25 protein-coding genes and 2 pseudogenes are annotated in these 22357 nt (G+C 71.3%); 15 read left to right on the top strand and 12 right to left on the bottom strand.

What is annotated here, in order from left to right; all coding sequences use genetic code 11:
• The first annotated feature begins 163 nt into the window (after window positions 1-163).
• The 5 genes from ACFZDC_RS18610 to ACFZDC_RS18590 all read left to right on the top strand — a co-directional run bounded on the left by ACFZDC_RS18610 (window position 164) and on the right by ACFZDC_RS18590 (window position 3044).
• Window positions 164-598, top strand: a complete 435-nt coding sequence (locus ACFZDC_RS18610) for a hypothetical protein (protein ID WP_391325019.1) — start codon at window positions 164-166, stop codon at window positions 596-598.
• 9 nt (window positions 599-607) lie between these two features.
• Window positions 608-1468, top strand: a complete 861-nt coding sequence (locus ACFZDC_RS18605; RefSeq protein ID WP_391325017.1) for an alpha/beta fold hydrolase — start codon at window positions 608-610, stop codon at window positions 1466-1468.
• Window positions 1469-1487: 19 nt separating this feature from the next.
• On the top strand, window positions 1488-1613 hold the full coding sequence (locus ACFZDC_RS18600) for a hypothetical protein (RefSeq protein ID WP_391325015.1): 126 nt from the start codon (window positions 1488-1490) through the stop codon (window positions 1611-1613).
• 126 nt (window positions 1614-1739) lie between these two features.
• Window positions 1740-2327, top strand: a complete 588-nt coding sequence (locus ACFZDC_RS18595) for a pyridoxamine 5'-phosphate oxidase family protein (RefSeq protein ID WP_391325013.1) — start codon at window positions 1740-1742, stop codon at window positions 2325-2327.
• Window positions 2328-2330: 3 nt separating this feature from the next.
• Entirely contained in the window at window positions 2331-3044 is a 714-nt protein-coding gene (locus ACFZDC_RS18590; RefSeq protein WP_391325011.1) for a L,D-transpeptidase family protein, read from the top strand.
• On the opposite strand, the gene ACFZDC_RS18585 is transcribed toward ACFZDC_RS18590, so the two are convergent.
• On the bottom strand, window positions 3031-4524 hold the full coding sequence (locus tag ACFZDC_RS18585; protein ID WP_391325009.1) for an ATP-binding protein: 1494 nt from the start codon (window positions 4522-4524) through the stop codon (window positions 3031-3033). The genes ACFZDC_RS18590 and ACFZDC_RS18585 overlap by 14 nt on opposite strands.
• The gene (locus ACFZDC_RS18580; protein ID WP_391325110.1) at window positions 4521-5261 is read right to left on the bottom strand and encodes a response regulator; all 741 of its coding nucleotides are present in this window, start codon (window positions 5259-5261) and stop codon (window positions 4521-4523) included. The genes ACFZDC_RS18585 and ACFZDC_RS18580 overlap by 4 nt, the downstream gene beginning before the upstream one ends.
• A gap of 208 nt (window positions 5262-5469) precedes the next feature.
• On the opposite strand from ACFZDC_RS18580, the gene ACFZDC_RS18575 reads away from it, so the two are divergent.
• The 8 genes from ACFZDC_RS18575 (at window position 5470) to ACFZDC_RS18540 (ending at window position 13496) form a co-directional block, all read left to right on the top strand.
• Complete coding sequence (locus ACFZDC_RS18575; RefSeq protein WP_391325007.1) at window positions 5470-6822, top strand: ferric reductase-like transmembrane domain-containing protein; 1353 nt, start codon at window positions 5470-5472, stop codon at window positions 6820-6822.
• A gap of 10 nt (window positions 6823-6832) precedes the next feature.
• The gene (locus tag ACFZDC_RS18570; protein WP_391325005.1) at window positions 6833-7342 is read left to right on the top strand and encodes an FMN-binding protein; all 510 of its coding nucleotides are present in this window, start codon (window positions 6833-6835) and stop codon (window positions 7340-7342) included.
• 59 nt (window positions 7343-7401) lie between these two features.
• Window positions 7402-8784 carry a ferric reductase-like transmembrane domain-containing protein gene (locus tag ACFZDC_RS18565; RefSeq protein ID WP_391325003.1) on the top strand — a complete coding sequence of 461 codons (1383 nt, stop codon included), beginning with the start codon at window positions 7402-7404 and terminating at the stop codon, window positions 8782-8784.
• 17 nt (window positions 8785-8801) lie between these two features.
• Window positions 8802-9614 (top strand): FMN-binding protein, encoded by an 813-nt coding sequence (locus ACFZDC_RS18560; RefSeq protein WP_391325001.1) that lies wholly within the window; start codon window positions 8802-8804, stop codon window positions 9612-9614.
• Window positions 9615-9669: 55 nt separating this feature from the next.
• Window positions 9670-10410: an FAD:protein FMN transferase gene (locus ACFZDC_RS18555; protein WP_391324999.1), complete on the top strand. Its 741-nt coding sequence runs from the start codon at window positions 9670-9672 to the stop codon at window positions 10408-10410.
• Between the two features lie 91 nt (window positions 10411-10501).
• Entirely contained in the window at window positions 10502-10684 is a 183-nt protein-coding gene (locus ACFZDC_RS18550; protein WP_391324997.1) for a hypothetical protein, read from the top strand.
• 74 nt (window positions 10685-10758) lie between these two features.
• On the top strand, window positions 10759-12594 hold the full coding sequence (locus ACFZDC_RS18545; protein ID WP_391324995.1) for an ABC transporter transmembrane domain-containing protein: 1836 nt from the start codon (window positions 10759-10761) through the stop codon (window positions 12592-12594).
• Window positions 12591-13496, top strand: coding sequence for a protein kinase (locus ACFZDC_RS18540; RefSeq protein ID WP_391324993.1), 906 nt, complete (start codon window positions 12591-12593; stop codon window positions 13494-13496). Before ACFZDC_RS18545 ends, ACFZDC_RS18540 begins: the two co-directional genes overlap by 4 nt.
• 19 nt (window positions 13497-13515) lie before the next feature.
• Here the strand turns inward: ACFZDC_RS18540 and ACFZDC_RS18535 are convergent, their stop codons facing one another.
• From ACFZDC_RS18535 to ACFZDC_RS18495, 9 genes and pseudogenes are all read right to left on the bottom strand, one after another.
• The gene (locus ACFZDC_RS18535) at window positions 13516-14289 is read right to left on the bottom strand and encodes a hypothetical protein (RefSeq protein ID WP_391324991.1); all 774 of its coding nucleotides are present in this window, start codon (window positions 14287-14289) and stop codon (window positions 13516-13518) included.
• Window positions 14279-14866, bottom strand: coding sequence for a sigma-70 family RNA polymerase sigma factor (locus ACFZDC_RS18530; protein WP_391325108.1), 588 nt, complete (start codon window positions 14864-14866; stop codon window positions 14279-14281). Before ACFZDC_RS18530 ends, ACFZDC_RS18535 begins: the two co-directional genes overlap by 11 nt.
• Window positions 14867-14963: 97 nt before the next feature.
• A complete protein-coding gene (locus tag ACFZDC_RS18525) occupies window positions 14964-15509 on the bottom strand; it encodes an arginine repressor (RefSeq protein WP_391324989.1) in 546 nt (181 codons plus the stop codon).
• A gap of 53 nt (window positions 15510-15562) precedes the next feature.
• A complete protein-coding gene (locus tag ACFZDC_RS18520; protein WP_391324987.1) occupies window positions 15563-16756 on the bottom strand; it encodes an acetylornithine transaminase in 1194 nt (397 codons plus the stop codon).
• Window positions 16753-17667, bottom strand: a complete 915-nt coding sequence (argB, locus tag ACFZDC_RS18515) for an acetylglutamate kinase (protein WP_391324985.1) — start codon at window positions 17665-17667, stop codon at window positions 16753-16755. Before argB ends, ACFZDC_RS18520 begins: the two co-directional genes overlap by 4 nt.
• On the bottom strand, window positions 17664-18815 hold the full coding sequence (gene argJ / locus ACFZDC_RS18510; RefSeq protein WP_391324983.1) for a bifunctional glutamate N-acetyltransferase/amino-acid acetyltransferase ArgJ: 1152 nt from the start codon (window positions 18813-18815) through the stop codon (window positions 17664-17666). The genes argB and argJ overlap by 4 nt, the downstream gene beginning before the upstream one ends.
• Window positions 18816-18990: 175 nt before the next feature.
• Window positions 18991-20019, bottom strand: coding sequence for an N-acetyl-gamma-glutamyl-phosphate reductase (gene argC, locus ACFZDC_RS18505; protein ID WP_391324981.1), 1029 nt, complete (start codon window positions 20017-20019; stop codon window positions 18991-18993).
• A 45-nt stretch (window positions 20020-20064) separates the two neighbouring features.
• Window positions 20065-20436: a GtrA family protein gene (locus ACFZDC_RS18500; RefSeq protein WP_391324979.1), complete on the bottom strand. Its 372-nt coding sequence runs from the start codon at window positions 20434-20436 to the stop codon at window positions 20065-20067.
• Window positions 20436-20674, bottom strand: a pseudogene (locus tag ACFZDC_RS18495) (glycosyltransferase); the annotation flags it as partial. The pseudogene ACFZDC_RS18495 and the gene ACFZDC_RS18500, both read right to left, overlap by 1 nt.
• A gap of 393 nt (window positions 20675-21067) precedes the next feature.
• Between ACFZDC_RS18495 and ACFZDC_RS18490 the strand changes: the two are divergent.
• Window positions 21068-21493 (top strand): MerR family transcriptional regulator, encoded by a 426-nt coding sequence (locus ACFZDC_RS18490; RefSeq protein ID WP_391324977.1) that lies wholly within the window; start codon window positions 21068-21070, stop codon window positions 21491-21493.
• The gene (locus tag ACFZDC_RS18485; RefSeq protein ID WP_391324975.1) at window positions 21490-21933 is read left to right on the top strand and encodes a carboxymuconolactone decarboxylase family protein; all 444 of its coding nucleotides are present in this window, start codon (window positions 21490-21492) and stop codon (window positions 21931-21933) included. Before ACFZDC_RS18490 ends, ACFZDC_RS18485 begins: the two co-directional genes overlap by 4 nt.
• On the opposite strand, the pseudogene ACFZDC_RS18480 reads toward ACFZDC_RS18485, so the two are convergent.
• A pseudogene (locus ACFZDC_RS18480) lies at window positions 21920-22310 on the bottom strand (alpha-N-arabinofuranosidase); the annotation flags it as partial. The gene ACFZDC_RS18485 and the pseudogene ACFZDC_RS18480 overlap by 14 nt on opposite strands.
• Window positions 22311-22357 lie beyond the last annotated feature (47 nt).

Genomic DNA, 22357 nt, shown 5'->3' with positions numbered 1-22357 from the left:
CCTGGAGGCCCGCACCCGGATTGCAGGCGGCCGACAGGATGCCCAAGCTGGAAGGAGCGAGGCCGGGACGTGGTCGTCGGCCGCGCCGGCCGACGACCGGCCGGTCACCGTGCCGGTGCGACGTCCCGGCGTACGGCAGCGACGACACGTCTCGAGGTGGCACATGACATCAGCGACGACGACCGACGCGGCGGAGGAGTTCCGGCGGCTGAGCGACGACGATCCGGAACTGCAGGCCCACGGCAAGTACTACTCGTGCAGCTTTCTGCTGGACATGGACCCCCACCGGTTCCTCGTGCGGATGCACAAAGGAAAGGTGGACGAACTGATCACCGACCCCGAGCCGTTGGTGGCCTACGACTTCGCGATCCGCGCGGACGCGGAGACCTGGCAGGGCTTCTGCCGACAGACGCCTCCGCCGATGTGCCACGGCATCTGGGCGGCCACATTCCGACGGGGCATGCGCCTGGAGGGCGACCTGCTCGTGCTCATGCAAAACCTGCGCTGCCTGACCCGGCAGCTGGAGCTGCTGCGCGTCACGGGCCCCCTCGGGCCGGCGGACGAGGCCGGGCCCGCCCCATCCTCTCGTGAGACATAGGAGCTCCCCATGGTCAGCGGCAGGATCTCTCCGGTAACCGGCCACTACGTCACCATCGACGTGGAGGACGCACAGTACAAGGTGTTCTACCTGGAGAACGGGCAGGGCACGCCTCTGGTGTGCCAGCACACCGCGGGCTGCCACAACCACCAGTGGCGGGGCCTCCTCGAGGACGAGGAGATCACCGGCCGCTACCGGGTGATCGCCTACGACCTCGCCCGGCACGGCAAGTCGGACCCGCCGTGGAACCAGGAGTGGTGGAAGGAGGAGTACAGGCTCACCGCGGACCACTTCACGTCCTTCATCGTCGCCTTCTGCGACGCCCTCGAACTGCAGGACCCGATCTTCATGGGGTCGTCGTTCGGGGGGAACGTGGCCCTGCAGCTCGCCCTGCGGCACCCGGACCGGTTCAAAGCGGTGATCCCCGTCGAGGGCGCGGACTACTCACCCGGCTTCTACCTCGACTGGTGGCAGCATCCCCACGCCAATGCCGCCCAGGTGTGCGCCAGCGGCGTGTGGGACCTCATGGCACCGCAGTCCCCGGAGCAGGACCGCTGGGCCACCTGGTTCTACTACACCCAGGGCTCGGAGGCGTTCAAGGGCGACCTGTACTTCTACTCCGTCGACCACGATCTGAGGGACCGGCTGGACGACATCGACGGCGACCGGTGTCCCGTGATCATGCTGACCGGCGAGTACGACTACCTCACCACCCCCAAGGACGGGCGCCGGACCGCAGAGGCCATCCGCGGAGCGGAGTTCATCGAGATGAAGGAGATCGGCCACTTCCCGATGAGCGAGAACTACCCGCGCTTCGCCCAATACCTGGGGCAGGCCCTGGAGCGGATCGAGAAGCGGACCGGCTCCTGAGGCCACGGCGTACGTCCGTGTGTCCCGCACCCACGGTCGCACGCGTGCCACCGGCCACTTCGACCGGATCGCCATCTCCATCGGCCGCACCTCAGCCAAGCCGACCGGTCCTGACCCGCTGGCGGCCTGCACGCTCACCAAGTGAGCTGACGAGCAGCCGTGGCCGCCCCCGTGGGAAGCGCCGGCCGGGGCGGCCGCGGTGGCCCCGTGAGGGCTTCCGGTACGGCAATTCGCGGGACGGGCGAAGGAGTCCCGTCGATAATCGTTAGACATGGGAAAGACCTATGAGCGCATAGACGGCAGGCTCCGGACGTTCATCGAGGAGCAGCCCCTCTTCTTCACCGCGACCGCTCCCCTCTCCGGCGACGGCACGGTCAACCTCTCCCCCAAGGGCCTCAAGGGCTCCTTCGTGGTGCTGGACGAACGCGCGGTGGCCTACCTCGACTTCGCCGGGTCCAACGCCGAGACCATCGCGCACCTGCGGGAGAACGGCCGGATCACCCTCATGTGGTGCGCCTTCCAGGGGCCGCCGAACATCGTGCGGGTGCACGGCCGGGGCGAGCCCGTCTTCCGGGACGACCCCCGCTTCGCCGAGCTGCTCGCCCGCTTCCCCGACATCGACCCCAGCGCACACGGGCTGCGCGCGATCATCGTCGTCCACGCCGAACTGATACGCGACACCTGTGGTTACACCGTCCCCCACATGGCGTACGAGGGGGACCGCGACCTGCACGGCAAGCGCTTCGCGCGCGAGGACGACGCCTCGCTGAGCGCGTACTTCGCGAAGAAGGAACACGTCGCCACGAGCCTGGACGGGCTACCCGGGCTGCCGTTGCCACTCCCGCCGTCTACCGTCTGAGCCATGCGCCCCGGTGTCGTCGTCGCCCTCGTGTCCGCGTCCTCCCTGTCCTGCCTCTCCCTGCTCGGCTTCGCGCCGGGCCCCGGGCCCGTTCCGTTGCCCGCGCGGATGGCGGACACCGGCGGCGGCACCCAGCTGATCACCGCTCAGGCACCGCGTGCCGGCTCGACGTCCGGGACGCTCGTCTGGTGGAACCGCAGGCACGGCCAGTGGGTCCGGGCCGGGTCGGCGCCGGCACGGTTCGGGGCGAAGGGGCTGGTGGAGGGGGGTACGCGGAAGCAGGGGACGAACACCACTCCGACCGGGCTGTACGGCTTTCCCTTCGCCTTCGGGATCAAGGCGGCGCCCGGCGGCACCCGCGTCGCGTACCGGGCGGTGACGAAGACTTCCTGGTGGTGCGAGGACACCGGGTCCACGGCGTACAACCGGTGGGTCGACCCTCTTCCGGCCGACTGCCGTGCCTCCGAGTCCGAGCAGCTGCTCTCCTACAAGACGCAGTACGCCTACGGACTCGTCATCGGGTTCAACTACGACCGTCCGGTGCGGGGGCGGGGGGCCGGGATCTTTCTGCATGTGAACGGGCGTGCGGCGACGGCCGGTTGTGTGTCGGTGCCGGAGGATGCCATGCGGCGGATTCTGAGGTGGGCGGACCCCGGCAGGAAACCGCACATCGCGATCGGGACCGTGAACGGCCGGACGGCGATCACCCGTTACTGACGTCAGCACCGGCATCGCCCAAGGGCAGCCGCACGGTGAACGTCGTCGCCCCCGGCCTGCTGTCCAGGCCCACACCGCCCCCGTGCGCCTCCACCACCGCCGCCACGATCGACAGGCCCAGCCCTGCCCCGCCGCCGGAGGCGTCCGGGCGGCGGCGGTGTTCCGCTCGCGTGAAGCGTTCAAAGACGCCCGGCCGGACTTCCTCGGGTACACCCGGCCCGTCGTCGTGGACGGACAGGCAGGCCTGATCCGCCTCGGCCTCCAGGATCACCGTCACCTTCGTGCCCACGGGCGTGTGCAGACGCGCGTTGGCCAACAGGTTGGCCAGCACCTGTTGCAGGCGGTGGCTGTCGCCCGGCACCGTCACCGGTTCCTCCGGGAGATCCAGGATCCAGCGATGGTCAGGGCCCGCGGCCCGGGCGTCCGTCACCGCGTCCAGGACCAGGTGGGTGAGGTCGACCGGACGGCGCTCCAGGGGGCGGCCCGCGTCGAGGCGGGCCAGCAGGAGCAGGTCGTCCACCATCTCGCCCATGCGGGAGGACTCGGCGGCGATGCGCTCCAGGGCCCGGGTCACCTCGGCGGGTACCGGCCCCGGGTGGAGGAGGGCCAGTTCCGCGTGACCGCGGACCGAGGCGACCGGGGTGCGCAGTTCGTGGCTGGCGTCGGTGGCGAAGCGGCGCAGCCGCTCCTCGCTGGCGTGGCGCTTGGTCAGGGCGTCCTCGACGTGCCCCAGCATGCGGTTGAAGGCGCCCGCCACCCGGCCGACCTCGCTGCGGGGCTCGGACTCCGGGGCCCGGGCAGGCAGCGCGACGTCGCCGCTGGCCAGGGGGAGTTCGCTGACCCGGGTGGCGGTGGCGGCCACCCGGCTGAGCGGGCGCAGCGACCAGCGGACCCAGAACGCCCCGGCCACGCCGGTGACCACCAGGGCCAAGCCGAAGACGATCCCGGCCACCAGTTCGAGACGGTGGACGGTGACCTGGACGGGCTCCAGCGGCAGGCCGACCAGCAGGACGTCTCCGTCTCCTCCCGCGGTCGCGACGACCCGGTAGTCGTCCAGGGCGGAGAGGTCGACGGTGTGGGGTCTGCCGTCGACCGGAACCGAGGCCAGCCGCTTGCGGTCCGAGGCGGTCAGGTCGACGTTCAGGTCGGCGGAGGGGTCACCGGAGCGGATGAGGCCCTTGTGGGTGACCTTGCCGTTCAGCATGCGGGCGCCGAAGGTGCCGGTGGCCAGGCGGCGGGTGTCACCGTGCTCGTCGCCGTCGTGGTCGTCCGGCACCGGGCCGTTGTGTTCCAGGCTCTCCGGGAACCGTGTGCCGACCTGGGCGAGCTGTTCGTCGAGGCGCTGGGTGAGGAAGCCGTTCAGTTCGACGACCGCGGCGAGTCCCACGGCAGCGCAGCTCACCGCGAGCAGGATCACCAGGCCGAAGGTGAGGCGGGCGCGCAGGGTACGGGGGCGGGACAGTTGCCGTACGGACCTCACCTGGGCACCGGCTTCAGGACGTATCCGGCCCCGCGCACCGTGTGGATCATGGGCTCGCGGCCCGCGTCCACCTTCTTGCGCAGGTAGGAGATGTACAGCTCGACCACATGGGCCCGGCCGCCGAAGTCGTAGGACCAGACCCGGTCCAGGATCTGTGCCTTGCTGAGGACACGGCGCGGGTTGCGCATGAGGAAGCGCAGGAGTTCGAACTCGGTCGGTGAGAGGTCGACCAGCTCTCCGTTCCGGGTCACCTCGCGGGCCTCCTCGTCCATGACCAGGTCGCCGACGGTCAGCCGCGGCCCCTCCTCCAGCTGGCGGGCCATGCCCGCGCGGCGCAGCAGCCCGCGCAGCCGGGCGACCACCTCCTCCAGGCTGAACGGCTTGGTCACGTAGTCGTCGCCGCCCGCGGTGATACCGGCGATCCGGTCCTCGACCGCGTCCCGCGCGGTGAGGAAGAGGACGCACACCTCGGGCTTCACCTCGTGCAGCCGGCGCAGCACGGCGAAGCCGTCGGTGTCCGGGAGCATCACGTCCAGGACGACGGCGTCGGGCAGCAGCTCGCGCGCCGCGGTGACCGCGGAGGCACCGTCGCCGGCCGCGCGCACCTCCCAGCCCTCGTAGCGCAGGGCACCGGTGAGCACCTCGGCGAGATCGGGGTCGTCGTCGACGACGAGGACACGCAGGGCGGTCCCGTCGGGTCGGGTGAGGGCGGGGCGGCCGGAGCGGGTGGTGTTCATCGCGTCTACCAGCATCGCTCCCGCCGAGGGCGGCGTGCCGCCCGGGGGGCTCTGAGTTTTCTCTGAGTCGGTCCGGGCCCACGTGAGGGCCGGGTGCGGAAGCCCTCTGAGTTTCCTCTCAGAGGGCTTCCGCACCCGGTCGCTCAGAGCTGCCTCAGAGCTTCGGCACGCACAGTGGCCTGGCACGACGAACGAAGGGACGGCACTCATGACGACCGTGGACGAGCGGCGCGCGGCTCCGCCCGTGCCGCCGGCCGCACGGCGCTCCCCCGCGGGGCTCGTGTCGGCCGTGCTGTGGGCCGGGGCGGCGGCCGTGGTCGCCCTGTGGTGGGCGGACACGGGCGCCGTGGTCGGCACCACGGGCTGGCTGACCGGGGCCGGGCGGATCGCCGGCCTGCTGTGCGGGTACGCCTGCGCGGTGCTGGTCGGCCTGATGGCACGGGTCCCGCTGCTGGAGGTGCGGATCGGCTCCGACCGGGTGGCGCGCTGGCACGCGATGGCAGGCCGGTACACGATCTGCCTGCTCGTCGCGCACATCGGGCTGGTCCTGGCCGGGTACGCCGCCCAGGACCGGGCCTCGCTGTGGCACGAGGCGCTCACCGTCGTCCTGGACTATCCCGAGATGCTCAAGGCCACCGCCGGCACGGTGATCCTCTTCGCGGTGGGCATCACCTCGGTGCGTGCGGTGCGCCGGCGCACGAGCTACGAGTTCTGGTACTACGTCCACCTCCTCACGTACGCGGCCGTCTTCCTCGCCTTCGGGCACCAGATCGCCCTGGGTGACGAGTTCAACGGCAAGCCCGTGGCCACCGCCGTCTGGTACGCGCTGTACCTCGGGGTGGCCGCCCTGGTGGTGTGGTTCCGCGTCCTCGCCCCGGTCCGGCTCAACCTGCGGCACCGGCTGCGCGTGGAGTCGGTGCACAGGGAGGCACCGGGCGTGTACTCGGTCGTCATGCGCGGGCGGAATCTGGACGAGCTGGGTGCGCGGCCGGGGCAGTTCTTCCGCTGGCGGTTCCTGGGCGAGGGCATGGGCTGGGCGTCGACGCCGTACTCCCTGTCGGCACCGGCGCGCCCGGACCTGCTGCGGATCACGGTGAAGGCGCTCGGCGACCACAGTGCGGCCGTCCCGCTGCTGCGGCCGGGCACCCGGGTGTGGGCCGAGGGCCCGTACGGCTCCCTGACCGCGGACCGGGCCACCGGCCACCGGTCCCTGCTGATCGCCGCCGGCGTCGGCATCACCCCGCTGCGGGCGCTGTTCGAGACGCTGCCCGGCGAGGTCACCCTGCTCTACCGTGCGCGCTCCGCCGAGGACCTGGCGCTGGGCGGCGAGCTGGAGGCAATCGCCCGCCGACGTGGCACGCAGGTGCTGTACGCGCTGAACGGGCCGCGCGGAGAGCGCCCGGGCATCACGGCGGAGTCGCTGCGCGCGACCTTCCCGGGGCTGGCCGGCCAGGACGTCTACCTATGCGGTCCGCACGGCTTCGCGCAGGACGTGTACGGCGCGCTCCGGGCGGCCGGGGTCCCGGACCGCCGTATCCACCACGAGTCGTTCGAACTGTGAGGCATCACCGGTGCACGCACTGAAGAAGAACCGTCCCCTGCGCCGCATCGTGCTCGCGAGCGCCGCCACCGTCTCCGGGATGGTGCTGCTGCTGTCGCTGAAGCCCCACACGAGCCCCGGGATCGCCGTGGGCGCCTCCTCCCCCGCCCCGTCCAGCAGCACGAGCGCGCCGGCCGAGTCGGGCGGGTCGAGCGGGTCGTCCGGTGGGTCCAGTGGATCGTCCGGCGGATCCGGCTCCAGCGCCAGCAGGACCGTCACCGGCGACACGATCCAGACCCGGTGGGGTCCGGTCCAGGTCCGTGTCACGATCAAGAGCGGCAAGCTCACCGAGGTGACGGCCCTGAACTACCCCCAGGACAACCCGCGCGACCAGGAGATCAACGGCTACGCCCTCCCGCAGCTGCGGCGCGAGGCCCTGACGGCGCAGAGCGCGCAGATCGACACGGTCTCGGGGGCCACCTACACCAGTGACGGCTATCGCCAGTCGCTCCAGTCCGCGCTGGACTCCGCGGGCCTCTGAACACTCAGCGCATGCGGCGCGTATCTGTGGGCCAAGGGTCAAGTCCCCACGGAGGAACCGTGACCACCACGCTCGCAGGCGGACGTGCCGCCCGCCGCCAGACGATGCGCCGCATCCGCCCGCGCCGCTCGCCGGCCGTCCCGCTGCTGCTCGCGGTCGGGGCGGGCGCGGCGGCCGTGCTGTGGCTCTGGTGGCACAACACACCGTCCATCGCCGACGACAACGGCAAGATCCTGAACGCGGGCCGGATCACCGGCCTGCTGGCCGGCTACCTCATGGCGCTGGTCGTGCTGCAGATGGCGCGGGTCCCCGCACTGGAACGGCGCGTGGGCTCCGACCGGGTGGCCCGCTGGCACGCGATGAGCGGCCGTTACACGCTCTGTCTGATCGTCGCGCACGTCTTCCTCACCATGTGGGGGTACGCGCTGCAGGCCGGCAAGTCGCTCGGCGACATCGTCCAGCAGACCACCGACTCCATCAACCAGCTGCCGGACATGGGCAAGGCCGCGATCGGCACGGGCCTGTTCGTGCTCATCGGCCTGACGTCGATCGGCGGGATCCGCCGCCGGCTGCCGTACGACACCTGGTACCACGTCCATCTGCTCACGTACGCGGCGGTGTTCCTGACGTTCTGGCACCAGATCACCACCGGCAACGACTTCGCGGTCGAGCCCGCCGCCAAGACCTTCTGGTACGGGCTCTACGGCACGGTCACCGCGCTCGTGATCTGGTACCGGATCCTCACCCCGATCCGGCTGAACGTCCGTCACCGCTTGCGGGTGGAGGCGGTCATCGAGGAGACGCCGGGCATCGTGTCGGTGCTGATCGGCGGGCGCAGGCTGCACCGGATGGGCGCGGAGGCGGGCCAGTTCTTCCGCTGGCGGTTCCTCGCGCCCGGGATGCGGTTCAGCTCGCACCCGTACTCGCTGTCGGCGGCGCCCCGCCCCGACATGCTGCGGATCACCGTGAAGGCGATCGGCGACCACAGCGCCCGGCTGCGCGAGCTGACCCCCGGCACCCGGGTGTGGGCGGAGGGCCCGTACGGCGCGCTCACCGCACAGCGGCGAAGTCGGGGCAAGGTGCTGCTGGTCGCGGGCGGGGTCGGCATCACGCCGATGCGGGCGCTGTTCGAGACGCTGCCCGGGGCGGCCGGTGACATCACCCTGCTCTACCGGGCCAACACCACGCAGGACCTGGCGCTGTGGGACGAACTGGCCGCGATCGCCGACGAGCGCGGCGCCCGGCTGATGTACGCGGTCAACAGCCCGGACGGCGAGCGGCCCGACATCTCGGCGGAGAACCTGGAGCGGAAGATCCCGGACATCGACCGCCACGATGTCTTCATGTGCGGCCCGCCGGGCTTCGCGCAGTCGGTGTACGAGGCACTGCGCGGCGCGGGGGTTCCCGCGCGCCGTATCCACCACGAGTCGTTCGAGATGTGAGCGGGAGCTGCGAAGCGATGAGGAAGAGCCACCCCATTCGGCGCGTCGTGCTGGCCACCGCCGCCACCGTGTCCGGTGTCGTGCTGCTGCTGTCGCTGAAGCCCGCCTCGGATCCGGCCGCCGCGTCGGCGGCGGGTGCGGCACCGCAGCAGACGGCGTCAGGGCAGGAGTCTCCCCAGGGCGGCCAAGGCGGCGCGCAGGCCGCCACCGGCTCCGGCACGGTGACGGGTGACGCGGCGCAGACCCAGTACGGGGCCGTGCAGGTACGGCTGACCGTCGCAGGCGGCAAGATCACCAAGGCGGAGGCGGTGCAGGCGCCCAAGGGCGGCCTCAGCGACCAGAAGACGCACCTGGCCGTGCCCAAGCTCAACCAGGAGGCCGTGGCGGCGCAGAGTGCGCAGATCGACGCGGTGTCCGGGGCGACGTACACGAGTACCGGGTACAAGAAGTCGCTGCAGTCGGCGTTGGACAAGGTGAAGACCTCCTCGGCAGGCACCTCCGGCTCCTCCGGCTCCTCCGGCTCTTCGGGCTCCTCCGGCTCTTCGGGCTCGGCGCAGGCCCGTACGGTCACCGGCAAGGTCGCCCAGACGCAGTACGGACCGGTGCAGGTGCGGATCACGGTCAGCAACGGGAAGATCACCAAGGCGGACGCGGTCCAGGCGCCCAAGGGCGGCCTCAGCGACCAGAAGACGCGACTGGCCGTGCCCAAGCTCAACCAGGAGGCCGTGGCCGCGGGCACCGCGGACATCGACGCGGTCTCCGGGGCCACCTATACCAGCACCGGCTACAAGCAGTCGCTCCAGTCGGCGCTGGACCAGGCCGGTGGCTGACGCGGTGGCCGAGCCGGCTGAAGCTCCCGCCGCGGTGCGTCATGCGGAGGAGGTCATGGGGACCGTCTTCTCCTTCGACGTCCGCGGCGGGGAACCCCGTGCGGTACGGCAGGCGCTGGAGGAGGCGGTCGCGGGCCTGCACCGCGTCGACGCGCTCTTCTCCACCTACCGCGAGGACAGCGAGGTGTCGCGGCTGGCCCGGGGCGAGCTGACCGTGGCGGAGTGCGCTCCGGAGGTGGCCGAGGTGCTGGGACTGGCGGCCGAGGCGGAGCGGGTGAGCGAGGGATGGTTCAGCACCCGGTACCGAGGGGTGCTGGATCCGACCGGGATCGTGAAGGGCTGGTCGGCGGAGCGGGCGGCGCGGCTGCTGGCCGCGGTGGACGGCGTGTGCGGGGTCAGCGTGAACGGGGGCGGTGACGTCCAGATGCTGGGCGCGCCGCAGCCGCAGCGCCCGTGGCGGGTGGGGGTGTCCGACCCCCTGCGCCCCGGCGGGCTGGCGGCGGTGATCTCGGCGGCCGGGGTGGAGGAGCTGTCGGTGGCCACCTCCGGTACGGCCGAGCGCGGGGCGCACATCGTGGATCCGCGCACCGGCAGGTCGGCGGTGACGGACCTGGTGGCGGTGACGGTGGTCGGGCCGCGGCTGACCTGGATCGACTGCTGGGCCACGGCGGCGTTCGCGATGGGGTCGCGGGCGGGACTGGCATGGCTGGAGTCGCTGCCGGACGTCGAGGGACTGCTGATCACGGCAGGTGACGAGGTGCGCTGCACCGACGGGCTGGCGGCCCGACTGGGCTAGATATGGTATTTCGTCCAGTTTTACCTTGAGACGGCATCCAACTTCCGCCCTGAGACGTATTCCCTGTGAAGCAAGTTTCAGGAGGAACGACATGGCCATCTTCAGCAGTCTCATGCCCGCCAAGCGTCGCGACGACAACTCGTCGAACAACAACGGGTCGGGGCATGGGCACCGTCACAACAACGGCCACGACCACGGCGGTCACGGCGACCACGGCCACGGCGACCACGGCCACGGCGACCACGGCGGCCACGGCGGCCACGGCGGCTACTGAACACACCCGAAGGCTGAGCGGACCGGAGACGGAAGGACCCGGTCCGCTTCGCCGATCCCCGAGGAACGCATGCCATGGCGCATGTCCTGCGGCGTCTGCTGTCGGTGGGTGACACCTCCGACGCAGTGGTCGCGGCCGCGCCCCCGGTGCCGCCGAGCGCGGTGTTCCGGCGGTTCTGGCCCTACACCCGCGGCTGGCGGCGCTGGCTCGTGCCCGTCGTCTTCTTCAGCCTGGTCGGCCCCGCGGTCGACGCCGCGGAGATCTGGCTGTTCAAGATCGTCGTCGACGACGTGCTGGTCCCCCGTGACCTCGGGCCGTTCCTGTGGATCGCACCGGCCTATCTGGGGCTCGTTCTCTGCTCCGGCATTCTGGGGTTCGCCGACGACGTGACGTCCACCTGGATCAGCGAACGCTTCCTGCTGTCCCTGCGCGCCGATGTGTTCCGGCACGTGCAGGGGCTGTCGCTCGGTTTCTTCGAACGCCGGCGGCTCGGTGACGTGCTGGCGCGGGTCACGGGCGACGTCGACGCGGTCGAGACGTTCCTGCTGTCGGGAGTGGCGGACGCCCTCTACTACGTGATCCGGCTGGGCGTCTTCCTCGGCCTGCTGTTCTACCTGCAATGGGATCTGACCCTGCTCGCCCTGCTCATCGTCCCGCTGTTCTGGGGTGCCGGCCGGCACTTCTCGCGGCTGATCAAGGATGCCTCGCAGGAGCGCAGGCGTCTGACCGGCTCGATCAGCGCGATCGCCGAGGAGTCGCTGGGCAACGTCGCCCTCGTGCAGGCGTACAACCGGCAGGGGTGGGAGGAGCGCCGGTTCGAGCGGGAGAGCGCCGGCCGGTTCCGGGCGGCGATGGCCTCGGCACGCATCCGTGCCGTCTACGCACCCATCGTCGAGGTCATCGAGGTGACCGGCGGCCTCGCGGTCATGGGCCTGGGCACCTGGAAACTGGCCCAGGGACAACTCACCCTGGGCGGGCTGCTGGTCTTCCTGGCGCTGATCAGCAAGCTCTACAGCCCGGTGCGCGGCCTGTCGCGGCTGGGCTCCACCTTTTACGCGGCGTCCGCCTCGGCCGAACGCATCATCGAGTTGCTGGATCAGCAGCCCGAGGTGACCGAGTCCGCGAGTGCCCGGCGGATCGGCCGGGCGCGCGGGGACGTGGAGTTCGACGGCGTCTCCTTCCGCTACCCCGGCATCTCGTCCTGGGCGCTGTCGGACGTGTCCTTCCACGTGGCGCCCGGCGAGACGCTGGCCCTGGTCGGGGCCAGCGGGGCAGGCAAGTCGACGGTCGCCAAACTGCAGCTGCGCTTCTACGACCCCGACCGGGGGGCGGTCCGCCTCGACGGGGACGACCTGCGCACCCTGCGCCTGCCGGACGTACGGGAGAACGTCGCGGTGGTGCTCCAGGAGACGCTCGTCTTCCACGGCACCGTGCGGGAGAACATCGCCTACGGCCGGCCGGAGGCGACGGAGACGGACATCGTCGCGGCGGCGCGCGCCGCCGACGCGCACGAGTTCATCGAGCTGCTCCCCGAGGGCTACGACACGCTGGTCGGCCAGCGCGGCCGGACCCTCTCCGGCGGACAGCGCCAGCGCCTGGCGATCGCCCGCGCGATGATCAGGGACGCGCCCGTGCTCCTGCTCGACGAACCGACCACCGGGCTCGACGTCCGGTCGGGCCGGCGGATCATGGATCCGCTGCGCCGGCTCATGGCCGGGCGGACGACCATCGTCATCTCCCACAACCTGCTGACCGTGCGGGACGCCACCCACATCGTGGTGCTCGACCACGGCCGGGTCGTCGAGCACGGCGCCCACGACGAACTGCTCCGGCGCGAGGGGACGTACGCCCGGCTCCACCGGCTGAACGGCACGACCGGATCCGGGGACCCGGGAAAGGTGCTGTCGTGAGCGCCCCCGCGGGCCGGACGGCCCCACCCTTGGTACCGGGCACGAAACCGGTCGCGGGCTACGAGGTCCTCGCCCACCTGGCGCGCACGGGCTGGCTCGACGTCTACGACGCCTGGAGCGACGAACGGGGCTGCCGCTGCGTGATCAAGGTGGTGCGTCCCGACCATCAGGGCGAGGAGCGGCTTGCCCGGCGGCTGTTGCGGGAGGGCCGGTGGCTGCGGGAGTTCACCCATCCGCACCTGGTCCGCGCCTACGAGACCTTCGAGTCGCCCGAGCCGCTGGTCGTCCTGGAGACCCTGACCGGTGAGACGCTGTCCCACCTCCTGGACCGGGTGCGGCGCCGGCCGGCCGCCGCCGACGTGGCGCTCCTCGGGATCCAGTTGTGTTCGGCGATCCACTACCTGCACGGTCAGGGGCTGCTCCACCTGGACCTCAAGCCGTCCAACGTGGTGGTGGACCGTGGTCATGCGAAGGTGCTGGACCTGAGCGTCGCGCGACCTCCGGGGCCGGCGCCCGCCGGGTTGGGCACGTTCTGCTATCTGGCTCCCGAGCAGGCCCGGGGCAACCCGCTGACGGCCGCCGCGGACGTGTGGGGCATCGGCATCACGCTGTTCGAGGTGGCCTGCGGTGGTCTGCCGTTCGACTGCGACGGGCCGGTGGGCGAGCCCTACGGCGGGGACGAGGCGGACGGCGACGGTTCCGGCTGCCCGGACAAGCGCTATCCGCAGTTGGAGCAGACTGCCCCGCCGATCGGGTCCCGGCGGCGCCTGCCCGCTGCTCTCGCCGCCGCCGTCGACGGCTGCCTCCGGGCCGACGCGTCGTGCCGGCCCACGGTCGCCGAACTGGCCGCCGCCCTGGAAGCGGCACTGCCCGGCCTGCCGGACCCCGCATCCCGCGGCTGAGGCCCGGCGGGCGCCGGGTTCACTGCACGGGGGTCACGACGTGACCCGTCTCCAAGTGCGCCGTGGCGAGGATCGTGCCGTCCGGTGACGTCAGACGGGCACCGGCGACCCCCGCCGGGTCGACGGGGGCGGCCACGCCCCACTGGCCGTGTCCGTCGCGCAGGTCGAAGTCGCCGACGCGGACGGTCGTCCCGTCCGGGCGCTCGAGCAGGCAGTGGACCTTGCCGCTGTAGGGTGCGGCGGGCCCGGTGAGAGCGACGGTCATGAAGATCCAGCCGGGGGTCCCGGGGTGGGCGTACACCTCGCCCGCGGGCTGCCCACCGTCCGAGACCGACGTCATGTCTCCGACCAGCACGGGCTCGGACGACACGGCGACCGGGGAGGAGGCCGTGACGTTCTCGATGGCGGTGCCGACCGCCCAGCCCGCGAATCCGAGGGCGACGGCGAGCGCGGCCGCGACGGACGCGATCCGCACCCGGGTCCGGCGGGCGCGGCCGCGCAGGCCCTGCTGCGGGCGGCCGGACTTGCGCGCGTGCGCGCGCACCTCGTGCGCCGCCGCGTCGTGGGCGAGCCTGCGCGACACCCGCGTCTCGAACCCGAGTGGAGGCTCGCGGTCCGGCAGCAGGCCGACCAGCTTGTCACCGACGAGACACAGGTGCCCGACGTACTCCCGGCAGTCCGCGCACCGGTCCAGATGGGCGATCGCGGCCGCCCGCTCACGGCCCGGCAGCACGCCGAGCGCCAGCTCGGCCCCGATCTCCCGCAGATTCTCGCAGGTCTCGTCACTGGACATGGTCGCCTCGCTTCGGAGACGCGAGTGTGATCCGCAGTTTTCCCATCGCTGCCCTGATCCGCGTCTTGGCGGTGCCCAGCGGGATCTCCTCCGCGTCGGCGACCTGCTGGGCCGTCATTCCGTAGATCCCAGCCATCACCAGGGCACGGGCCTGTTCCCGCGGCAGCCGCGCCACCGCGGCCCGGAGCTGGGACGAGGCCTCGTCGGCCAGCGCCCACCGCTCGGGGGTCTCGGTGACGACGCCCAGAAGCGCATCCAGGTCCTCGGGCGCCACCGGCTCCGTCCGACGCGCACGGACGGCGTCGATGGCGAGGTTGTGCGCGATGGTCGTCAGCCAGGTGGTGACCGACCCGCGCCGCGAGTCGTAGATCTGCGCATGACGCCACGCACGCTCGAACGTCTGCTGGGCAACGTCCTCGGCGATCTGTGGGTCCCCGGTGACCGCCATGGCGACGCCGAAGACCCTGTGCTGGAACCTCCGTACGAAAGTGACGGCAAGTTCCGGGTCACCGGTGGCCAACCCGGACAGGAGTGCCTCGTCCGGGAGGCGGCCCACGGGGAACCGGAAACCCGACACACCTCTGTATACGGCCGACCGCCGCCAGGAGATTGCCCGGCCGCCGTGGAAGATCACATTCCTATTCTCCGCCGACGGGCCGGGCCCCGCACGCCGGTCAGTGCCCGTTCTGCGCGAGCCGCAGCAGGTGGTCCGCCAGTGCCTGCCCCCCGGTGGGATCACGGCTGATCAGCAGCAACGTGTCGTCACCCGCGATCGTGCCCAGGATGTCGTGCAGTTCCGCCTGGTCGATGGCCGAGGCGAGGAACTGCGCGGCCCCCGGCGGGGTGCGCAGGACCACGAGGTTGGCGGAGGCCTCCGCGGAGATCAGCAGCTCCTGGGACAGGCGCCGCATCCGCTCCTCCTTCGCCGACTCCCCCAGCGGAGCGCGCGGCGTGCGGAAGCCTCCCTCGCTCGGTACCGCGTAGATCAGGTCACCGTCGGTGTTGCGGATCTTGACCGCGTTCAGCTCGTCGAGGTCCCGCGACAGCGTCGCCTGGGTGACGCTCAGCCCGTCATCGGCGAGCAGCTTCGCCAGCTGGCTCTGCGAGCGCACCGGCTGCCGGTTGAGGATGTCCACGATCCGGCGGTGGCGCGCGGTGCGGGTCTGCGGCACGGCCGGCCCGGCGCCCGCCGCCTGCTCGTGGTCCTGCGCCTGGCTCATCGTCGCCTCATTCTCCGGATCGCCCGTCCCCGTTCACTGGGTGTCACTGGGTTTCACTGGGTGTTCACTGGTTCCGCCGCGTCGAGGATGCCGGGCAGTGCCCGGAGGAAGGCACCCGTCTCGTCGTCGTGGAGGTTCAGCGGCGGCATGAGCCGCACGACGTCGGGAGCGGGCGCGTTCACCAGGAACCCGGCCTCCTGGGCCGCCTGCTGCACCTGCGCTGCGAGCGGCCCGGTGAGCACGATACCCAGCAGGAGACCCGCGCCCCGGACATAATCGATCAACGGGTGCCCCAGAGCCTCGATTCCGTCGCGCAGTGCCCCGCTCTGCCGCTTCACGTTGTCCAGCAGGCCCTCGTCCGCGATGGTGTCGAGGACGGCGAGCCCCGCGGCGCAGGCCACCGGGTTGCCGCCGAAGGTCGTACCGTGCTGACCGGGCCGGAGCAGTTCGGCGGCCCGCCCGAAGGCCACGGTGGCGCCGAGCGGCAGGCCGCCGCCGAGCCCCTTGGCGAGCGTGACGACATCGGGCAGGACGCCCTCGTGGGCCTGGTACTCGAACCAGTCACCGGTGCGGCCGATACCGGTCTGCACCTCGTCGAGGACGAGCAGTGCCCCGGTGGCGGCGGTGATCGCGCGGGCCGCCTTCAGATACCCGGCCGGGGGCACCACGACCCCGTTCTCGCCCTGGATCGGCTCGATGACGACGAGAGCCGTCTCCTCCGTCACCGCCGCGGCCAGGGCCTGGGCGTCGCCGTACGGGACGTGGGTGACGTCGCCGGGCAGGGGCAGGAAGGGCTCCTGCTTGCCGGGCTGGCCGGTGAGCGCGAGGGCGCCCATGGTCCGGCCGTGGAAGCCACCCTGGGTGGCGACCATGTGGGTGCGCCCGGTCAGCCGGCCGATCTTGAAGGCGCCCTCGTTGGCCTCGGCGCCGGAGTTGCAGAAGAAGACCCTGCCGTCCCGCCCGAAGAGCTGGAGGAGCCGTTCGGCGAGGGCGACGGGCGGCTCGGCGACGAACAGGTTGGAGACATGGCCGAGCGAGGCGATCTGCTTGCTCACCGCCTCCACGACGGCCGGGTGGGCGTGGCCGAGCGCGTTGACCGCGATACCGCCGACGAAGTCCAGGTACGCGTTGCCGTCGGCGTCCCACAGCTTGGCGCCCTCACCGCGGACCAGGGGCAGTCGCGGGGTGCCGTAGTTGTTCATGAGCGCGCCCTGCCACCGCGCGGTGAGCTCCTGGTTGCCCGTCATGACTGCTCCCCCTCGGCTTCGTCGGGCACGACCATGGTGCCGATGCCCTCGTCGGTGAAGATCTCCAGCAGGATCGAGTGCTGGACCCGGCCGTCGATGACGCGGGCGGTGTGCACGCCACCCCGCACGGCGTGCAGGCAGCCCTCCATCTTCGGCACCATGCCGGAGCTCAACTCCGGCAGCAGCTTCTCCAGCTGGGACGCGGTGAGGCGGCTGATCACCTCGTCGGAGCGGGGCCAGTCCTCGTAGAGGCCCTCGACGTCCGTGAGGACCATGAGGGTTTCGGCCCCCAGTGCCGCAGCGAGTGCCGCAGCAGCCGTATCAGCATTGACGTTGTAGACATGTCCGTCGTCCTGACTGCGGGCGATCGAGGACACGACCGGGATGCGGCCGTCGGCCAGCAGGGCCTCGATCGCGCCGGTGTCGATCGCGGTGATCTCGCCGACCCGCCCGATGTCGACCAGCTCGCCGTCGATCCGCGGCTGGTGCTTGACGGCGGTGATGGTGTCAGCGTCCTCGCCCGTCAGGCCCACGGCGAGCGGGCCGTGCTGGTTGAGCAGCCCGACCAGCTCGCGCTGGACCTGGCCGGCCAGCACCATTCGTACGACGTCCATGGCGTCCTCGGTGGTGACCCTCAGGCCCGCCTTGAACTCGCTGACGATGCCGTGCCGGTCGAGGGCGGCACTGATCTGGGGGCCGCCGCCGTGCACCACGACCGGCTTGAGGCCGGCGTGCCGCAGGAAGACCACGTCCTGGGCGAAGGCGGCCTTCAGGTCCTCGTTCACCATGGCGTTTCCGCCGAACTTGATGACGACGACCTTGCCGTGGTGCCGGGTCAGCCAGGGCAGCGCCTCGATGAGGATCTGGGCCTTGGGCAGGGCCGTGTGCTTACGCGTCGTTCCAGTGCTCATGAGGAGTAGGCGCTGTTCTCGTGGACGTAGTCGGCGGTGAGGTCGTTGGTCCAGATGGTGGCGGTCGCGGAGCCCGCCGCGAGGTCGGCGACGATGTGCACCTCGCGGTAGCGCATGTCGACCAGCTCCCGGTCCTCGCCGACCGAACCGTTCTTGCACACCCAGACGCCGTTGATGGCGACGTTGAGCTCGTCCGGTTCGAAGGCGGCCCCGGTGGTGCCGATCGCGGACAGGACGCGGCCCCAGTTCGGGTCCTCGCCGTGGATCGCGCACTTGAGGAGGTTGTTGCGCGCGATGGAGCGGCCCACCTCGACGGCGTCGTCCTCGGTCGCGGCGTTGATCACCTCGACCTTGATGTCCTTGCTGGCGCCCTCGGCGTCGCCGATGAGCTGCCGGCCGAGGTCGTCGCAGACCTTCCGCACGGCCTCGGCGAACTCCTCGTACGCGGGCGTGATGCCGGAGGAGCCGGAGGCGAGCAGGAGCACGGTGTCGTTGGTGGACATGCAGCCGTCGGAGTCGACCCGGTCGAAGGTGGTCCGCGTCGCCGCGCGCAGCGCCTTGTCCAGTGCGTCGCTCTCCAGTTCGGCGTCCGTGGTGAGGACGACCAGCATGGTGGCCAGACCCGGCGCGAGCATGCCCGCTCCCTTGGCCATGCCGCCGACGGTCCAGCCGTCCCCGGTCACCACGGACGTCTTGTGGACGGTGTCGGTGGTCTTGATGGCGATGGCGGCCTTCTCGCCGCCGTGCTCGCTCAAGGAGCCGGCCGCCGACTCCACTCCCGCGAGGACCTTGTCCATGGGCAGCAGCACGCCGATGAGGCCGGTGGAGCAGACGGCGACCTCGATGGCGCCCCGGCCGAGCACCTCGGCCACCTTCTCGGCGGTCGCGTGCGTGTCCTGGAAGCCCTTGGGGCCCGTACAGGCGTTGGCACCACCGGAGTTGAGCACCACGGCCGACACCTGGCCGCTGTTGAGGACCTGCTCCGACCAGAGCACGGGCGCGGCCTTCACACGGTTGGAGGTGAAGACGCCCGCGGCGGCACGGCGCGGCCCGTTGTTGACCACGAGGGCCAGGTCGGGGTTGCCGTTCTCCTTGATCCCGGCGGCGATGCCCGCCGCTGTGAATCCCTTGGCTGCCGTGACGCTCACTGCATCTCCTCGTTCGCTCCGCCGCGGATGGGGGTCCCCCCGCTCGAGCGAAGCCGAGAGTGGGGGAGGCTGACGTCACTGCCGCCCGTGCAGCGCAGCGGTGCGGCTCTCGTCGTTGTCTGCGGCCCGGCGGCTGCGCCTGCTCCCCCGGCTACCGCTGGGCGGTACCCCCGGCTCACGGAGCGACTCCGATCGTGGAAAGCCCGGTCGTCTCGTCGAGTCCGAGGGCGAGGTTCATGCTCTGGACGGCACCGCCCGCGGTGCCCTTGGTCAGGTTGTCGATGGCGCTGATCGCGATGATGCGGCCCACGGACTCGTCGTGGGCGACCTGCACCTGAACGGCGTTGGAACCGTGGACGGACGCCGTCGTGGGCCACTGGCCCTCGGGGAGCAGGTGGACGAACGGCTCGTCGGCGTACGCCTTGTCGTAGGCGGCGCGGACGGAGTCCGCCGTCACCCCCGCGACAGCGGACGCGCTGCACGTGGCCAGGATCCCGCGGGGCATCGGCGCCAGGGTCGGCGTGAAGGAGACGGAGATCCGCTCCCCGGCCACCGCGCTGAGGTTCTGGATCATCTCGGGGGTGTGCCGGTGGCCGCCGCCGACGCCGTACGGCGACATGGAGCCCATGACCTCGCTGCCGAGCAGGTGCGGCTTGGGCGCCTTGCCCGCGCCGGAGGTGCCGGAGGCGGCGACGATCACCGCCTCCGGCTCGGCGAGATGGGCCGCGTAGGCCGGGAACAGGGCGAGGGAGACGGCGGTCGGGTAGCAACCGGGCACCGCGATGCGCTTGGACCCCTCCAGCGCGGCACGGGCGCCCGGAAGTTCGGGGAGGCCGTAGGGCCAGGTGCCGGCGTGCGGGGAGCCGTAGAACCGCTCCCAGTCGGCCGGGTCCTTCAGCCGGAAGTCGGCGCCCATGTCGACCACGAGCACATCCGGGCCGAGCTGTTCGGCGACGGCTGCGGACTGTCCGTGCGGCAGCGCCAGGAAGACGACGTCGTGCCCGGCGAGGGCGTCGGGCGTGGTCTCGGCGAGCACGCGGTCGGCCAGCGGCAGCAGATGCGGCTGGAGCGCGCCGAGCCGCTGCCCGGCGTTGGAGTTGCCGGTCAGGGCACCGATCTCGACCTCCGGGTGCGCGAGGAGCAGGCGCAGGACCTCTCCGCCCGCGTATCCGCTCGCTCCGGCCACCGCCGCACGTACCGCCATGTCCACCCTCCTCTGGATGGCATGACTATACGTATCGCTGCACTTTTATGCAATCGACTTCGGGAGCATCACCCGGCGGGACACGACGAAGGTGACCGGGACCGCCGCCGCCGAGGCGAGCAGCGGGGCGAAGCGGCTCCCGGCGTGCAGGACGTCGACGATCACGTACACCCCGGCCGTGGTGATCAGGAAATTGGTGACGTTCGTCAGCGGGAACAGCAGGAATTTCCGCAAGGTGGGCCGCGTCCGGTAGGTGAAGCGCGCGTTCAGGAAGAAGGATCCGGTCATGCTGATCAGAAATGCAAGAACGTGCGCCGCGAGGTAGGGAAGGCCGGTCAGAAACAACAGATAAAGGCAGTAGTAGGTGGCCGTATTCACGACACCGACCACAGCGAAGGTGAGCATCTGCCTCGACATCAGGGGATGAGATCTTTCGTCCGTTCCACGGTGGTCGCCTTCACCAGGAAGTGCGGGCGCCCCTTCACCTCGTAGTAGATGCGGCCGGTGTACTCCCCGATGACTCCCAGCATGACCATCCGGACGCCCGCGAGGGCGGTGACGGCGGTGATGATGGTCACATACCCGGGCGTGTCCGGACTCTGTTGACGAGTGCGGCGCCCGCGATCCGAGCGGTGTACGGCCCCGCGCACAGCATCGGGCGCCATGCGGTGGCCGAAGGGACAGCCGCGGGCGAGGGCGTCGGCGGCACGGAACGCCGCGGTCGCGACGGCAGCGGCGAGCAGGGCCGCGGCCGGCCCGGGCGCGCGGAGCCCACCGGCCGACTCGAGCGGCCCATTCGCCGGCAGGCCCCCAGCGAATTCACCTCGCTGGTTTCGCCGACTTGGACGGGGGAGGTTTCCGAATGATTGTGACCTCACCTGAAAATGAGGCCCAAAATTCCGAATCCCGTCGACGAATCATGGATTTCGTGACCGGCGGGGGAAAGTCCAGTTTTTCGGAAGGTGCCTTCAAGGAGGATTGAGCTCTGGTCAGGCGGTCGCGGGGAGGGCTTGACCTGGAGCGCGCTCCAGGTTCTACCGTTCTGGTCATGACCAGCGGACAGCCCCTCCCGCAGGACCGGGAGCCGTCTTTGACGATCGCCCAGGTGGCCGAGCGCACCGGCCTCTCCCACGACACGCTGCGCTACTACGAGAAGGCCGGCCTGATCGAGCGGGTCGGCCGGACCACCGGCAACCAGCGGCGCTATCAGGCGGCGGACCTGGCCTGGCTGGAGTTTCTGCTGCGGCTGCGCGAGACCGGCATGTCCATCGCCGACATGCAGCGCTTCGCACGGCTGCGGGCGCAGGGGGACGCGACGGTCGCCGGCCGGCTGGCGATGCTCCGCGCGCACCGGGCCGAGGTGGCCGGCCGCATCCGAGCGCTCAGGCGCAACGCGGCCGCACTGGACGACAAGATCGACCACTACGAAGGGCTGCTGGACGAGCGGCGGCCGGGAACGGACGAGCAGACATGAGCGAGAGCACCACCCGTGACGAGCGCTTCACCCACGGCCTGGAGGTCCTGAGGAACGTCGACGGCGAGGCCGGGCAGCGGGTCGTCGACGCGCTCGCCGACGTCAACCCGGAGCTGGGGCACCAGATCGTCGCCTGGGCCTTCGGAGAGATCTACGACCGGCCCGGACTCGCCCCGCGCGACCGCCAGCTGGTCACCCTGGGCATGCTCACCGCGCTCGGCGGCTGCGAGGCCCAGCTGGATGTGCATGTGAACGCGGCCCTCAACGTGGGGCTCACCCCCGAGCAGATCACGGAGGCGCTGCTGCACTCCGCCGTCTACTGCGGCATACCGAAGGCGCTCAACGCCACCTTCGCCGCGAAGAAGGTGTTCGCCGAGCGCGGGCTGCTGCCCCTCGGACAGCAGCCCGCCCGGCAGGCCCCGGGGGCTACTTCTGCTTGATCCGCAGGAAGGTGACGGAGTTCGCCGGGAAGGGCGAACTTCCCCGCGACGCCGGTGAAGGTGGACGTCTCCGGGGCGGCCGCCCTCGAGGTCCCGGTGTTCACCGCGCCGGGCGCGGCGGCCGGCGTGGTCACCCTGGCCCCGGAGGCGACCTCCGCGCCGGCCAGGTCGATGGCCGTACGGGCCGCGGAGGCCTGGTTCGTCGACGACCTCGACGATCAGCTCACCGGTCCTCGCGTCCCGGGTGACGGCCTGGCGGAACGGCTCGGCCGGCTTGTCGTCGGTGGAGCTGCCCCACTGCTGCCCGTCCGGGCAGAGGGTGACCTGCGGCCGCGCACCTCGATGTCGATGTCGTAGGGCCGGCCCGTCTCGACCGAGGTTGATTCGTGCGAAGTCAACAGTGGTCAGCACTTCGAACGGCAAG

Source organism: Streptomyces sp. NPDC007905 (genome assembly GCF_042959345.1).
GTDB lineage: Bacteria > Actinomycetota > Actinomycetes > Streptomycetales > Streptomycetaceae > Streptomyces.
This window is presented reverse-complemented; position numbering and strand designations above follow the sequence as displayed.